The sequence below is a fragment of the Streptomyces verrucosisporus genome (genome assembly GCF_017114865.1).
Lineage (GTDB): Bacteria > Actinomycetota > Actinomycetes > Streptomycetales > Streptomycetaceae > Streptomyces > Streptomyces fenghuangensis.
Genome location: NZ_JADEYH010000015.1, coordinates 1 through 12,703, shown reverse-complemented (window position 1 = coordinate 12,703; position 12,703 = coordinate 1). Strand labels below are relative to the sequence as shown.

Annotated in this window: 13 protein-coding genes and 2 pseudogenes; 11 read left to right on the top strand and 4 right to left on the bottom strand. The window is 69.7% G+C overall.

The window, feature by feature from the left end; genetic code table 11:
• Positions 1 to 117: 117 nt before the first annotated feature.
• The 3 genes from IQ279_RS17135 to IQ279_RS17125 all read left to right on the top strand — a co-directional run bounded on the left by IQ279_RS17135 (position 118) and on the right by IQ279_RS17125 (position 3,560).
• Entirely contained in the window at positions 118 to 597 is a 480-nt protein-coding gene (locus tag IQ279_RS17135) for an NUDIX hydrolase (protein WP_206349426.1), read from the top strand.
• 55 nt (positions 598 to 652) lie between these two features.
• Positions 653 to 1,501, top strand: a complete 849-nt coding sequence (locus tag IQ279_RS17130) for a 3-hydroxybutyrate dehydrogenase (RefSeq protein ID WP_206349425.1) — start codon at positions 653 to 655, stop codon at positions 1,499 to 1,501.
• 100 nt (positions 1,502 to 1,601) lie between these two features.
• The gene (locus tag IQ279_RS17125; RefSeq protein WP_206349424.1) at positions 1,602 to 3,560 is read left to right on the top strand and encodes a helix-turn-helix domain-containing protein; all 1,959 of its coding nucleotides are present in this window, start codon (positions 1,602 to 1,604) and stop codon (positions 3,558 to 3,560) included.
• A gap of 51 nt (positions 3,561 to 3,611) precedes the next feature.
• On the opposite strand, the gene IQ279_RS17120 is transcribed toward IQ279_RS17125, so the two are convergent.
• Positions 3,612 to 5,033, bottom strand: a complete 1,422-nt coding sequence (locus tag IQ279_RS17120) for an MFS transporter (protein ID WP_206349423.1) — start codon at positions 5,031 to 5,033, stop codon at positions 3,612 to 3,614.
• A 563-nt stretch (positions 5,034 to 5,596) separates the two neighbouring features.
• Between IQ279_RS17120 and IQ279_RS28940 the strand changes: the two genes are divergently transcribed.
• From IQ279_RS28940 to IQ279_RS17110, 4 genes and pseudogenes are all read left to right on the top strand, one after another.
• Positions 5,597 to 5,812, top strand: a complete 216-nt coding sequence (locus tag IQ279_RS28940; protein WP_307792402.1) for a helix-turn-helix domain-containing protein — start codon at positions 5,597 to 5,599, stop codon at positions 5,810 to 5,812.
• The gene (locus IQ279_RS28935; protein ID WP_307792401.1) at positions 5,767 to 6,144 is read left to right on the top strand and encodes a helix-turn-helix domain-containing protein; all 378 of its coding nucleotides are present in this window, start codon (positions 5,767 to 5,769) and stop codon (positions 6,142 to 6,144) included. The genes IQ279_RS28940 and IQ279_RS28935 overlap by 46 nt, the downstream gene beginning before the upstream one ends.
• Positions 6,033 to 6,380: a transposase gene (locus tag IQ279_RS28930; protein WP_307792411.1), complete on the top strand. Its 348-nt coding sequence runs from the start codon at positions 6,033 to 6,035 to the stop codon at positions 6,378 to 6,380. The genes IQ279_RS28935 and IQ279_RS28930 overlap by 112 nt, the downstream gene beginning before the upstream one ends.
• Positions 6,381 to 6,594: 214 nt before the next feature.
• Positions 6,595 to 6,993, top strand: a pseudogene (locus tag IQ279_RS17110) (transposase family protein); the annotation flags it as partial.
• Positions 6,994 to 7,236: 243 nt separating this feature from the next.
• On the opposite strand, the gene IQ279_RS17105 reads toward IQ279_RS17110, so the two are convergent.
• The 3 genes from IQ279_RS17105 to IQ279_RS17095 all read right to left on the bottom strand — a co-directional run bounded on the left by IQ279_RS17105 (position 7,237) and on the right by IQ279_RS17095 (position 9,560).
• Positions 7,237 to 7,806, bottom strand: a complete 570-nt coding sequence (locus IQ279_RS17105; protein ID WP_206349422.1) for a thioredoxin family protein — start codon at positions 7,804 to 7,806, stop codon at positions 7,237 to 7,239.
• Between the two features lie 150 nt (positions 7,807 to 7,956).
• A complete protein-coding gene (locus IQ279_RS17100) occupies positions 7,957 to 8,850 on the bottom strand; it encodes a permease (RefSeq protein ID WP_206349421.1) in 894 nt (297 codons plus the stop codon).
• Positions 8,851 to 9,170: 320 nt separating this feature from the next.
• On the bottom strand, positions 9,171 to 9,560 hold the full coding sequence (locus IQ279_RS17095) for an ArsR/SmtB family transcription factor (protein ID WP_206349420.1): 390 nt from the start codon (positions 9,558 to 9,560) through the stop codon (positions 9,171 to 9,173).
• A gap of 533 nt (positions 9,561 to 10,093) precedes the next feature.
• Here IQ279_RS17095 and IQ279_RS17090 point away from each other — a divergent pair.
• From IQ279_RS17090 to IQ279_RS17075, 4 genes and pseudogenes are all read left to right on the top strand, one after another.
• A pseudogene (locus tag IQ279_RS17090) lies at positions 10,094 to 10,680 on the top strand (transposase); the annotation flags it as partial.
• The gene (locus IQ279_RS17085; RefSeq protein ID WP_241028285.1) at positions 10,654 to 11,463 is read left to right on the top strand and encodes a transposase; all 810 of its coding nucleotides are present in this window, start codon (positions 10,654 to 10,656) and stop codon (positions 11,461 to 11,463) included. The pseudogene IQ279_RS17090 and the gene IQ279_RS17085, both read left to right, overlap by 27 nt.
• 135 nt (positions 11,464 to 11,598) lie before the next feature.
• A complete protein-coding gene (locus IQ279_RS17080; RefSeq protein ID WP_241028277.1) occupies positions 11,599 to 11,907 on the top strand; it encodes a hypothetical protein in 309 nt (102 codons plus the stop codon).
• A 19-nt stretch (positions 11,908 to 11,926) separates the two neighbouring features.
• Entirely contained in the window at positions 11,927 to 12,301 is a 375-nt protein-coding gene (locus tag IQ279_RS17075; RefSeq protein ID WP_206349419.1) for an ArsR/SmtB family transcription factor, read from the top strand.
• The last annotated feature ends 402 nt before the right edge of the window (positions 12,302 to 12,703 follow it).

Below are 12,703 nucleotides of genomic sequence, written 5' to 3'. Positions count from 1 at the left end.
GTGGAGCACACCGTAGCCCCTGGGACCGACACCGGGATACGCCCCGGCGAGAACGCGTCCGCCCCGGATCCGCACGGTCGCCCGCGCCAGGCGTCGGCGGGTCCGTAGGCTCACGGCATGGCGACTCCCGACTTCATCCGCGACCTGCGCGCCGACGTGGGACGACGGCTGCTCTTCCTGCCCGGTACCAGCGCCGTCGTCCTAGACGACGAGGGCCGCGTCCTGCTCGTGCGGCGGGCCGACACCGGCCACTGGTCGATCATCGGAGGCATCCCCGAGCCCGGCGAGCAGCCGGCCGACGCCGTGGTGCGCGAGGTGTACGAGGAGACCGCGGTGCGGGCCGTGCCCGAGCGGCTGGTACTGGTGCAGACGCTGGCCCCGGTCCGCTACCCCAACGGCGACGTCTGCCAGTTCGTGGACATGACCTTCCGCTGCCGGGCGGTGGGCGGGCGGGCGCGGGTCAACGACGAGGAGTCCCTGGAAGTGGGGTGGTTCGGTCCGGACGAGCTGCCCCCGCTGGAGGAGTTCGCGCTGACGCGCATCGAGCGGGCGGGGAGCGACGGACCCACGTGGTTCCAGACCACCGAGGGGGAGTGAAGTATGGGTGCGACGCACATCGGTGGGGGAGCGGCCGCTGCCTAGGGTGCTGGCCATGACCGCGCCGCGAACCCCGCGTACCGTCCCCCCGTCCCCCGCTCCCGCCTCCGCCTCAGGCCCGGCCCCGGGCGCTCCCGCCGTGCCGCTGGACCTCGCCGGTCGCACCGCCCTGGTCACCGGCGCCGCCGGAGGCATCGGCAGGGCCTGCGCCCTGCGGCTGGCCGCCGCGGGCGCCGAGGTCCGCGCGATGGACCGGGACGCCGAAGGGCTGCGAAGGCTCGCGGAACGGGCGGAGGACCTGCCCGGCGCCCTGGAGCCGGTCCACCTCGACCTCACCGACCTCGACGCCGCCGAGCGGGCCGCCGCCGGCACCGATGTGCTGGTCAACAACGCCGGGCTCCAACTGGTCCGTCCCGTCCAGGAGTTCCCGCCGGAGGTCTTCCACACCGTGCTGACGGTGATGCTGGAGGCACCCTTCCGGCTGGTGCGCGGCGCCCTGCCGCACATGTACGGCCGGGGCTGGGGGCGGATCGTCAACATCTCCTCGGTCCACGGGCTGCGCGCCTCCGCCTACAAGTCCGCCTACGTCAGCGCCAAGCACGGGCTGGAGGGACTGTCCAAGGTCGTGGCCCTGGAAGGGGCCGCCCACGGCGTCACCTCCAACTGCGTAAACCCCGCCTATGTACGCACCCCGCTGGTGGAGCGGCAGATCGCCGACCAGGCCGAGGCCCACGGCATCCCCGCCGACCGCGTGGTCTCCGAGGTCATGCTCGCCGACGCCGCCGTCAAGCGCCTGATCGAGCCGGAGGAGGTCGCCGAGGCCGTCGCCTACCTGTGCGGTCCGCAGGCGTCCTTCGTCACCGGCGCGTCCCTGGTGATGGACGGCGGCTGGACGGCGCACTGACCCGCGCCCCGGCAACCGGCCCACGCCCCGGCGCGCCGGGCGCACACGCCCGCGCACCGACCCTGGCGCGCCCGTACCACCGGCAGGTATCCCTGTGCCCATGTCCGAGCACCACGCGGCCGAGCCCGCAACCGAACCGGCCACCGAGCCCGCCGCCGAATCCGCGCCCCTGGCGTTCCTGGAACTCCTCGCCCGAGGCGCGCCCGCCGAGGAGTACGAGCGGCCCGGGCGGCCGGACGGCTCCCCCGCGGCGGACCGTGCCCGGCTCCTCGCCCTGCGGGTTCGCTCCGAACTGGAGGGGCGCCGCAGGCGCGAGGCGGAACTGACGGCGCTGTTCGCCACGGCGCACGACCTGGCGGGGGTGCGGGAGCTGGACGACGTGCTGCGCGCCATCGTCCAGCGCGCCCGCTCCCTGCTGGGGACCGAGGTCGCCTACATGACCATCAACGACCCCGAGGCCGGCGACACCTACATGCGCGTCACCGAGGGATCGGTCTCCGCGCACTTCCAGCAGCTGCGCCTGGGCATGGGGGAGGGGCTGGGCGGGCTGGTCGCACAGACCGCCCGCCCCTACGTCACCGACGACTACATGCGCGACGAGCGCTTCCTGCACACCCGCAACATCGACTCCGGAGTCGGCGACGAGGGCCTTGTGGCGATCCTCGGGGTGCCGCTGATGCTCGGCCGCGAGGTGATCGGCGTGCTCTTCGCGGCCGACCGCCGCCCCCGCGTCTTCGACCGCGAGCAGGTCGCGCTGCTGGCCTCCTTCGCCGCCCACGCGGCCGTCGCCATCGACACCGCCCGGCTGCTGGCCGAGACCCGCGAGGCGATGGCCGAACTGGAGGCCGCCAACGCCATCATCCGCGACCGCAGCGCCGCCATCGAACGCTCCTCCGAGGTCCACGACCGGCTCACCGAACTGGTCCTGCGCGGCAAAGGCGTGGACGAGGTGGCCGCCGCCGTCTCCGAAGTCCTGGACGGGGAAGTGGAGTTCGCGCAGCTTCCCGAAGGAGGCGGAAGCATGCCCGCCCGGGCCGTCGAGCGCTCCCGCCGCGACGGCCACGCGGTGCGCGACGGCGACGCCTGGGTGGCGGCCGTCTCCGCGGGCGGCGAACTGCTGGGCGCGCTGGTGCTGCGCGGCCACCGCGAACTCGACCCCACCGACCAGCGCACCCTGGAGCGCGCCGCCATGGTCACCTCGCTGCTGCTGCTGGCCCGCCGCTCGGCGGGCGAGGCCGAGCAGCGGGTGCGCGGCGAACTCCTGGACGACCTGCTGGACGCCGCCGACCGCGACCCCCGTCTGCTGCGCGAACGCGCCGCCCGGCTCGGCGCCGACCTCGACGTCCCCCACGTCGTCCTCGCCGCCCGCCTGGACACCGGCGGCGGCACGGGGCGGCGGGAGACCACCGACCGGCAGCGGCTGTGGTCGGCCGCCTCCCACCTGGCCGCCACCCGGCACGGCCTGGCCGCCGCCCGCGAAGGCGGCACCGTCCTGCTGCTGCCGCTGGCCGGTGGGGAGGGCCCCAAAGGAGACGGGGCCCCGGGGGACCCCGGCGGCACGGCCCGGCAGGTCGCCGCCCAGCTCGGCGCGGCCGTCCACGCCCCCGTCACCGTCGGCGCCTCACCGCCGGTACCCGCGCCCGCCGCCGACCCGGCGGCGGTGGCCGCCGCCTGCGACGAGGCCCGCCGCTGCCTGGACACCCTCCGGCTGCTGGGCCGCTTCGGCGAGGGCGCGGGAGCCGGGGACCTCGGCTTCCTCGGACTGCTGCTGGCCGACGGCCGGGACGTCGACGGCTTCGTCGGCCGTACCCTCGGCCCGCTCCTGGAGTACGACGAGCGCCGCGGAACGGATCTGGTGGGCACCCTGGAGGCGTACTTCGCCTCCGGCTCCAGCCCGGCCCGCACCAAGGACGTGCTCCACGTCCACGTCAACACCGTGGCCCAGCGCCTGGAGCGGGTCGGACGGCTGCTGGGGAGCGACTGGCAGTGCCCGGAGCGGGCACTGGAGGTGCAGCTCGCGCTGCGGCTGTACCGGATGTCAGCCGCCGTCGCCCGCTGACCGCCCGGAGGGGCGGCCGGCGGGCGACGGGCGGCCTTGCCCGGCCGGATGTCAGAGACCGTCCGCGGACACCGAACCGCCGCGCGGAGCCGGGATCCTCCCGGAGCCCCCCGGCTCCTCGGGCTCGCCGATCCGCTCCAGGTCCCGCATCCGGGTCTCCTTGGCCACCCCGACCGCGAGCAGGGTGAGCAGCGCGGCGGCGATCACGTACAGCGCCACCGGCGTCGAGCCGCCGAAGTCCGCCAGCAGGGCGGTGGCGATCAGCGGGGCCGGGGCGCCGGCGGCGACCGACGAGAACTGCGCGCCGATCGAGGCCCCCGAGTAGCGCACCCGGGTGGCGAACAACTCGGAGAAGAACGCCGCCTGCGGGGCGTACATCGCGCCGTGGAGGACCAGCCCGACCGTCACCGCCAGCAGCACCGCGCCGAAGGACTCGGTGTCGATCAGCCAGAAGAACGGGAACGCCCACAGCCCGATGCCGGCGGCGCCCAGCAGGTAGACCGGCTTGCGGCCCCACCGGTCCGACAGCGCCCCCCATCCCGGGATCGCCGCGAAGTGGACGGCGGAGGCGATCAGCACCGCGTTGAGCACCGTCTGCCTGTCCATGTCCAGGTGCTTGGTGCCGTAGACCAGGACGAAGGCGGTGATGACGTAGTAACTGATGTTCTCCGCCATCCGGGCGCCCATCGCGATCAGCACGTCGCGCCAGTGGTGGCGCAGCACGGCCAGCAGCGGCATGGTCTCCGCCTTCTTCTCCGCCGCGGCCTCGGCGCTCTCGGCGGCCCTGCGGGCCTCGGCCTTCGCCAGCGCGGCCCTGAAGACCGGCGACTCGTCGACCGACAGCCGGATCCACAGGCCCACCAGCACCAGCACCCCGGACAGCAGGAACGGCACCCGCCAGCCCCAGGAGACGAACGCGTCCTCCGACAGCACCGCCGTCAGCACCGCCAGTACGGCCGTGGCCAGCAACTGGCCCGCCGGAGCGCCGGTCTGCGGCCAGGACGCCCAGAAGCCGCGCCGGCGCGCGTCGCCGTGCTCCGACACCAGCAGCACCGCACCGCCCCACTCGCCGCCGAGCGCGAAACCCTGCACCAGCCGCAGCACGGTCAGCAGGACGGCCGCCGCGGAACCGAGCTGGGCGTGGGTGGGCAGCAGCCCGATCGCGAAGGTCGCGCCGCCCATCATCAGCAGGCTGATCACCAGCAGCTTCTTGCGGCCCAGCCGGTCGCCGTAGTGCCCGAAGACCAGCGCGCCGACGGGGCGGGCGACGAAGCCGACCGCGTACGTCACAAAGGCCAGCAGCGTGCCGACCAGCGGATCGGACTCGGGGAAGAACAGCTTGTCGAAGACGAGCGCGGCGGCGGAGCCGTAGAGGAAGAAGTCGTACCACTCGATGGTGGTGCCGATCAGGGACGCGGTGACCACGCGCCTGAGGTTGGAAGGAGCGGGTGGGGCGCTTGCGGGCGACGTCATCGGCACCACTTCCTGACACTCGACGGGGACGTTCGTGTGCCGCCACACCGTAGGAAAGGGCAGGCCGCGGGCGTATGTGGTGGGACACCACAGTTCCGCGCGCCGCGGTGCGCGCGCCCGCCATGCCGCGGGGCGGGCGCGCGGCCGCCGGCCCCGCGAGGGCGCCGGCGAGGCCGGGCGGGAGGGTGCCCGAGTTGCCCTGCTCGGGTGTGGTTCGGGAGTGCGGTGCCGACTCCCGTGCTGACTCGGTGCTGACTACGCCGCGTATAACTCCGGCATGAGCCGCAGACCGGAAGCCTCCGCATCCCCGGCGACCCGCGAGCCACGGCCGACGGGCGGCATCGGCGCCCGGTGCGCGAACCGGGCGCCATCCCGGCGGTCGTCCGCCACCGCCCCCGGTGCGGTTTCGGACCGAGCCCTCCAGGGGCGTGCGGCCGGATGCCTGTTCGCGCCGCTGTGCCGCTCCCGCCGATTGCGCATCCGCCAGGGAACGCCGTGGCCTCTGGGAAGGCGTCAACTCACATTGACCCGAAACAGTTTGGGTTCTGGGCCGTTGGTGGTGTGTGAGCGATCCGGTGGGGGACGTCGCGGCGCTGTTCGGGGTGTCGCTGAAGGCGGTCGACATCTGGTGGACGAAGTGGCAGGCCGGCGGCCGGGAATCGCTGGTCACGCAGCCGCGGGGCAAGCCGGTCGGGGTGCACCAGGTGCTCGGGGAGGCCGAGCAGGCCACGCCGTGCGGCAGGCCGTCCTCGACCACTGGCCCCGCGACCCTGGTCTGAGCGGGCAGTTGTGGACGCGACGGCTGGTGGGCGAGCTGATCGCGAAGCTGTACCTGGTGCGGCTGACCGAACCGGGGGTGGGCAAGTACCTCAAGCGGTGGGGGCTGACCTTCCAGTGCCCGGACCAGCGGGCCGTCGAGCAGGACCCGCAGGCCCTGCGGCGCTGGCGCGAGGAGATCTGGCCGCAGATCCGCGCGCAGGCGAAGGCCGAGGAGGTGAGATCCTCTTCGCCGACCAGGCCGGCACCCGATCCGACCAGGTCACCGGCCGCACCTGGGGCGAGAAGGGGAAGACGCCCGTGGTGCGGCGCAGCGGAAACCGGTTCTCGGTGAACGCGATGTCGGCGATCAGTACCAGGGGCCGGACGCACTTCATGGTCTTCACCGAGCACTTCACCGCCGAGGTGATGTGCCGCTTCCTGAACCGGCTCGCCGGCCACTTCGACCACAAGGTCCATCTCGTCGTCGGCGGGCACTCCGCCCACCGCTCCAAGAAGGTCCGCGACTGGCTCGCCGCCCACCCCGACGACGTCGAACTGCACTTCCTCCCGCCTACTCGCCCGAGCTGAACCCCGAAGAACTGGTCAACGCGGACTTCAAGCACAGCCTGCCCAAGCAGCACCGGGCCCGGAACCAGGCCGAACTCGCTGCCGAAACCCGCCGCTTCTTCCGCCGACGCCAGCGTCAGCCGCGCGTCGTCCGCGGCTACTTCGGCGGCCCACACGTCCACTACGTCCTGGACGAGAACCCCATGAGTTTCTGATCAATAGAGCGCATCCGTATAAGCACAAGAAGCACGGGATGAACGTGCAGATCCTGGCTGATCCGTCCGGTCGGCTGCTGGGGGCCTCTCCGGCTCTGCCCGGTGCCGTCCACGACGTCCGGGCCGCCCGCGGACATGGCGTTATTCGCATGCTCGCGGACGTCGGTATCGAGTGCTGGGCCGACAAAGAATACCGAGGTGCCGGCGGCACGGTTCGCATTCCGTGCTGGGGACGGTGGGAGATCCTCTCCGCAGGCCAGAAGGCGGTCAACCGATCTCACGCGAAGATCCGGGACCTCGTCGAGCACGCCGTCGCCACCCTCAAGTCCTGGCGGCTCCTCCGCAAACTGCGGTGCTCGACCACCCGCGTCACCGGCCTCGTCCAGGCCATCCTCACCCTTCATCTGACCAGCTCAGAACGAGGATGGAAAGGGCTCTGTGACCAGAAACAGAACATCACGGCTTCACGTCGAATCCCTGGATGCCGCATGGACGACAAGTCGTCAGACCCCATGGCTCCACGAGTTCAACTTCATTAACCGGCGCCCTCTTTCACCGTCGCGGGCCTTCCCGTTTCAAATCGGGAAGGCCCGCGACGGCATATCTTCATCGGAGCAGCGGGTCGGAGCAGATACCGGCCGGGACCGCATGTCCCTCCGCCCTCATACAGGTTCGTTACCGGGCTTCCACTTGATGTTGCAGCCTCCGCTGGGCGCGTGCGGTTCGGGAACGAGACGTCCAGCAAGTACATTTTCGAGAGCAGTACGGAGAGAACTCCCGTCGACGGGCTGCTCGTTACCCGGGCGCGCACGATCGAGTTCACCGCGGTAGGCCAGGTGCCGCTCGGCGTCGTACAGGAAGAAGTCCGGTGTGCAGGCGGCTCGGTAGGCCTTGGCTACCTCCTGGGAATCATCCACGAGATAGGGGAAGTTGAATCCGGCTCGGTGGGCCTGCTCCGCCAGGTGCTCCGAAGCGTCCTCAGGATGGCTTCCCGTATCGCTGGCGCAGATCCCGACGGTCCCCAGGCCCTGGTAGCGATATTCCTCGGCGATCCTGCCGATTTCCTTCTCCACGTGGACCACGTATGGGCACCGGTTGGACAGAAAAATCACGAGCAGGGCACGAGCGCTCGCGAAGTCGTCCAGTGAGACCGTGTTTCCGTTGATGGAGGGCAGGGAGAAGCGCGGGGCAGGAGTACCCAAGGGCGCCATGAACGAGTTGGTGAACACCATGTTCTATAACCTTTTCAATTTCACGACGCCCAGCGAGGGGCCTGTCTGGAGGCCTGGAACGGCCGATGTTTCAGGTCGCAACCAAAGCGGTGCGATAGCGGCGCCATGTGGACCATGCCCTGGAGATACTGGCTCGGCGAACGCCTCGGGTCAGCTGGCGAAGAGGGGAACGATCAGGCCGCCAGCGATGGCGACGGCGAGAACTGAGCCGACGAACGTCGCCACCAGTCGCGGCTTGAAAATCGCCGACAGCATGGTCAACTCCGGAATGCTCGCCCCGGCGCCACCGATGACCAGAGCGAACACAGGCCCCAGACCCATGCCCGCCGAACTCAGCGCAAGACCAATCGGGAGAATCGACTCGGTGCGAATGTAGAGAGGAATGCCGATGAGAGCTGCGATCGGAACGGCGAGAATGCTGCCGTCACCGGCGACGGAGATCAGGAAGGACTGGGGCACCACTCCGTAGATAACGGCACCGATGCTAACGCCGATCAGGAGCGGAATCATCAGCGGCTGGAAGTACGACCACGACTGGCGCGCGGCAGGACGCACTTCACGACGAAGCCCCTGCCACGGAGAGTCATCATGACCCTCGGCGGACACCTTGACGCGCCGAACATAACGCTCCAGGCCCGCCTTGCCCCACAGCAAGGAGATGATGATGGTCAGCGGGAGGACAACCGCCGCATAGCCCAGCATGATCTCCCAACTGAAGAGGATCCAGATGACCCCGAGGATGATCGGATTTAGCAGCGGGGAGGCGATGAGGAAGGCCGCGGCACCCGTGAAGGGGGAACCCGCCTTGATCATTCCCATGAGCATGGGAAGGGTCGAGCAGGAACAGAAAGGGGTCACGGATCCCAGCAGGGCTCCCTTGAGGGGGGCCACGATTGACCCACCCTCCATCCACGCCTGAAGTCGTTTCTCGCCTATCCGCCGCTGGATCAGAGCGACCAGGAAGGCTACGAGCAGGAAGAGGACGACGAGTTCAGCGGTGATCGTCCCGAAGGTTTTGATCGTCTCGATTGCCTTGTCAGGCATCGGAGGGCACCCCCTCAGCTCCGCTCAGGCGACAGGCCTGGGGCGCTTCGTAAGTCGATTCGGTTCGCACGCTCCATTGATATCAACAGTAACTATTCATGTCAACAGCAAATGCTGAAAGTTGTCGTCGCTCGCGAGGGACGCCGCTCCGGTGGCGTCGTGACCCGCGACGCCCGGAAGCCTGACTCACCAGGTGGATCGGTACCGCCGCCTTGAGGGGCCAGTGCCGGATGTCGAGCCGAGTTGGTGCGAGCTGTGCGGGGTTGTGCATGGGTGCGGAAGCAGAGCGGCACGCAGTGCCCCGCATGTGTCAGGCGATCTCACGCCTCGTCGGCGTTCCGATCCTCCTCTTCGCTCAGGCAGCAGGCTTGAGCGCCCTCGGGGGTCAGTGCCGCGAGCGACGCGAGCCAGCGGACCGGAGTCCCGAACTCTTCACAGCAGAGGGCGTAAACGTTCGATCGCCCACGAGGCATGACCTTGACGAGAGCCTGCTCCCGGAGTGGCCGCAGGTGATGGCTGATGAGCGTCTGGCTCAGGCCTGTGGCTTTCTCCAGCTCCTTGACCGTCCGGGGGCGCTCGGCGAGAAGCAGGGTGAGAACCACCCGATTCTCGTCGGCGAGCGCCTTGAGTTTCGGTACGAGTCGACGCGCCCGGTCACGGTCCGACAACTCCTCGCCCCCAAAGAGGCTTACATCCAGTTCTCCCGTCATGGTTGAATAATATCTAACAGGGAATGCTTGCGTCAACAGCGATCATTGGTAGCATGGGTCGATTGGCCGCCTTGCCCGTGGTGGTCGAGGCCGGGGTCGCTCCCGTCGCCTATTGCGGCAGGTTTATCTCGAATTAGCGTTCGAGACGTTCGGCGAGTGAGTGAAGCCGGAGCGCTGTAGATGATCAATCCGGTCGACGAGGACGTCCGATGCGGGCATGTCAAGTTGGATCCGAGGCCGAACGGGCCCGGAGGCTCAAGGCCGCGCCTGACTCTGCCCCGCGTGGCATCGTCCATCGATGGAGGAGACGAAAGATAAACGAGCTCCGACGCCAAGGTAACGGCGTCATCCGGGCCAGGTCAGCCGGACGTGGGCTTGTACCTGCCGACGGCTGACGACGCACTCGGCGTTGATCACCAACTAGGGTAAGCAGTTCGAACTCGCGCAACGGCTGATGGGCGATGCGGCCGCGCATGCGGACGACGTGGACGACGGGGCCGGGGTGCAGCAGGGCTTGGGCGCCGTCGGTGCTGGCGGCGACATCCTCTTCGAGGACGAAGCCGGCTTCTCGATGACGCTGCCCACCTCCCGCACCTGGGCCAAGCGCGGGCACACGCCCGTGATCCGAGTGAGGGGACGCTCCCAGCGCCGGTTCTCGATCGCCGCCCTGGCCTGCTACAAGCAGGACGAGCGCTCACGCCCGGCCTTCCGGCCCAAGCGGCACATCGACCACAAGCGCCGCCGCCGGCGCAGCTTCACCCGGATCGACTACCGCGGCCTGCCGACCGCCGCCCACCGGCAACTCGGCGCCCCCTTCGTCCTCGTCCGGGACAACCTCAACGTGCACCGGGACGCCCGGCTGCGGGCCTTCATCGACACCCACGACTGGATCACCGCCTACCAGCCACCGCCTTACGCACCCGACCTGAACCCGATCGAAGGCGTCTGGTCACTGGTCCGACGCGCAGGAGGCCAGAACAACGCCACCTTCACCGATCCCGACCACCTGACGCACGTCCTGCGTCGCACCCTCCGCGAACTCCAGTACCGCGGTGAAACCATCGACGGATGTCTCGCCGCAACCGGACTCACCCTGACGACACCACGCCGACAAGCTCAGCACCGGCGCCTGCTGGACTTCGCCCGCCAGCAGGTTCCCGGCCGCCGCTGCTGGGCCCTGGAAGGCATCGGCATCTACGGCGCCGGCCTCGCGGCCTTCCTGGACCAGGCCGGCGAGCAGGTCGTTGAGGTCTACCGCCTAAAACCAGCGGCCAACCGCGGGGGCCGCAAGACCGACATGCTCGACGCCGTCCGGGCCGCCAAGGAGACCCTGGCCGCCGAGCATCTGATCCAGCCCCGCCTCCGTGGCGAACGCGAGGCACTGCGGGTGCTGCTTGCCATCCGTCACGGAGCGGTCCTCGCTTCCACCGCCGCGATCAACCGGCTCAAGGCCCTGATTGTCTCTGCGCCTGATGAGCTTCCGCGCCGAGCTGCGGAAGCTCAAGCCCCCGCCCAGATCGCCTACTGCGCTCAGTTCCGCGACCGCCCGACCCAAGACCTCGAGCACCGGATGACGGTGCGAGCCATGCGGTCCACGGCCCAGCGCATCCAGGTCCTGCAGGCCGAGGCCAAGGAACTCGAGAACGAGATCCTCGCCCTGGTGCGGCAGCAGGCCCCCGAGCTTCTCGGCTTGCTCGGAGTCGGACCGACCACCGCCGCCCAGATCTTGGTCAGATGGTCCCACCAGGGACGATTCCACTCGGAAGCCGCCTTCGCCGGTGTTTCGCCGATCCCTGCTTCGTCCGAGCCGACCAACCGACACCGTCTCAACCGCAGCGGCGACCGGCAGCTCAACCGGGCCATGCACACGATCACCATGGTCCGGATGCGACTCGATCCCTGAGCGGGTGATCTGCCGCCAGATCTTCAAGCTCCTTGAGCACCCCGACCGGAAAGACTCGGCAACGTCGAATAACTCGCTCAAGCGGCTTGGCGCGACATAGCAGCCTCGGGGGCGGAGGACTTCACCAGCGCGATATTGCACGCTGCGGAGTACCGCACACCTGAGCCCTTCGCCGGGCAACGCGTAGTGGCCGTGGGGACCGGGAACTCCGCGGTGCGGATCGCCGTCGAATTGGCCGAGCACGCCCGCGTGCCACTCTCACCGCACATCGCCTGGTGTGTTTCGCCCAGCAGCGCACGTTGGGGCGGAACCTGCACCGGTGGCTTGAAGCGCACAGGTCCAATTCCTTGCAAGGCATCGGCGTGGGACGCCGCCGCGTCGCCCACCGCCCGGCGGCTCGTCTGTGCGGGCGCTGACCTCGAACACCTGGCCACGCTGGTTTGACATGTGTCAACATAGGTGCATGTCGAACGTCAAGGTGCCGCCGCTGCTGGAACCCGGCCCCTCCGGGGTCGTGGTGTCGTGCTGTCCGCCGCTGACCGAGCGCCCGCTGACGGCCGAGGAAGCTGAGCGGACCGCCGCGATGTTCAAGGCGCTGGGTGATCCGGTGCGGCTGCGGCTGTTCTCCGCGGTCGCCTCGCACGAGAGCGGCGAGGCGTGCGTGTGCGACATATCCGATGTCGGCGTCTCCCAGTCGACCGTCTCCCACCACCTGAAGAGGCTCAAGGTGGCCGGCCTGCTCACCTCCGAGCGGCGTGGCACCTGGGTCTACTACCGCATCGAGCCATCCGTGCTCGCGGCGATGGGCAAGCTACTGGCCACTACATCGACAGCCTGACGCATCCCCCGCGGCGGTGGTTCCCTCCGGTCGGTCTTCTACGGAGTCGGCGGATAGTCCAGTCCCGGGGTTCGGCCCCGTCCCTTCGACCAACGCCGGCGGACGGCTCTCGCGCGCTCGCCGACGCGAGCCCGGTTCGAACACGGACTGCCGGCCGATGTGCACGGACTCGCCTCACGCGTGACGGCAACGTGTCGGTAGACGTTCGCTGTTGTGCTGTTCTGCCCACAGAGACTGGTGACGGAACTCTCGGCTGAGAGATCTTGAAATGGGTGAAGACCTTGGCTCGGTGTGGATTGCCTCATCCGCCCTGGTGACCAGGAGGCCCTCATGCCGCACTCGCTGCCGAAACCCGCCGCTTCTTCCGCCGACGCCAGCGAGCTGTTTCCAACCTGGCTTCGT